This is a genomic window from Hydrogenophaga sp. 70-12 (assembly GCF_001897365.1).
Taxonomy (GTDB): Bacteria; Pseudomonadota; Gammaproteobacteria; order Burkholderiales; family Burkholderiaceae_C; genus Hydrogenophaga; species Hydrogenophaga borbori.
In genome coordinates this window covers 1-1,312 of record NZ_MKSS01000319.1, presented here as the reverse complement: position 1 = coordinate 1,312, position 1,312 = coordinate 1, and the positions used below count along the sequence as shown (strand labels likewise).

The following is a 1,312-nucleotide window of genomic DNA, read 5'->3' as shown; positions in this document are numbered from 1 at the left end:
CTACGTCGGCATCAACACCGTGATCTCGCTCACTGTGGCGCTGCCCGCGGCCTACGCTTTCTCGCGCTACCGCTTCCTGGGCGACAAGCACGTTTTCTTCTGGCTGCTCACCAACCGAATGACGCCACCGGCGGTGTTCCTGCTGCCCTTCTTTCAGCTCTACACCACGCTGGGCCTGATGGACACGCACATCGCCGTGGCGCTGGCGCACCTGCTGTTCAACGTGCCGCTGGCGGTGTGGATCCTCGAAGGCTTTATGAGCGGCATCCCGCGCGAGATCGACGAGACCGCCTACATCGACGGCTACAGCTTCCCGCGCTTCTTCTTCACCATCTTCCTGCCCCTCATCAAGGCCGGCGTGGGCGTGGCCGCGTTCTTCTGCTTCATGTTCAGCTGGGTGGAGCTGCTGCTGGCGCGCACGCTCACCAGCGTGAACGCCAAGCCCATCGTGGCGACGATGACGCGCACGGTGTCGGCCTCGGGCATGGACTGGGCCACGCTGGCGGCGGCCGGCGTGCTGACCATCGTGCCGGGGGCGATCGTCATCTGGTTCGTGCGGCACTACATCGCGAAGGGCTTCGCGATGGGCCGCGTCTGACAAGTCTGTTCCCAACGATTGGAGGACCCCATGTTCGACTGGATGGTCTGGACCCCGCCGGTGGCGATCTTCTTCACCGCCATCGCGCTGCTGCTCTTTGGCATGACGGTGTGGGAGGTTCGCGCGCCCACCATCGAGCGCAAGGGCTTTCTGCCCATGAAGACCACGCGCGGCGACCGGCTCTTCGTGGGCCTGCTCGGCGCCGCCTACATCAACCTGGCCTTCGTCGGCATGGCCGGCCGCTTCGCCGAATGGTTCCGGCTGGAGCAGGAACCCTCGGCCTGGATCGGTTTCGCCGTCTCGATGCTGTGGCTCGCCCTGGTGATGCGCAAGGGCTGAGCGAGGTTTTCAACGACCGGACCGCCGCTTCCCCGGTGCCGTGTCGATCCGCTGGCGGGGAGGCACACCATCAACACCCAAGGAGACAACATGAAACTGCGACACACGGCGCTCGCTGCGCTGATCGCGACCGGCGCCGCGCTGCCCGCCTGGGCGGACGAGGCCGCCGCCAAGCGGTGGATCGACAGCGAGTTCCAGCCGTCGACCCTGAGCAAGGCCCAGCAGGCGGCCGAGCTCAAGTGGTTCATCGACGCCGCCGCCAAGCTCAAGGCCAAGGGCGTCAAGGAAATCTCGGTGGTGTCCGAGACCATCACCACGCACGAGTACGAGTCCAAGACCCTGGCCAAGGCCTTCAGCGAGATCACGGGCATCACC

General features: G+C 65.7%; 2 protein-coding genes and 1 pseudogene. All 3 read left to right on the top strand.

Annotated elements, in window-relative coordinates; genetic code table 11:
- The coding region (locus tag BGO22_RS16875; protein ID WP_286851867.1) for a carbohydrate ABC transporter permease at positions 1-598 on the top strand (598 nt) is incomplete at its 5' end.
- A 30-nt stretch (positions 599-628) separates the two neighbouring features.
- Positions 629-937 carry a DUF2160 domain-containing protein gene (locus BGO22_RS16870; protein WP_116959779.1) on the top strand — a complete coding sequence of 103 codons (309 nt, stop codon included), beginning with the start codon at positions 629-631 and terminating at the stop codon, positions 935-937.
- A 90-nt stretch (positions 938-1,027) separates the two neighbouring features.
- A pseudogene (locus BGO22_RS16865) lies at positions 1,028-1,312 on the top strand (carbohydrate ABC transporter substrate-binding protein); the annotation flags it as partial.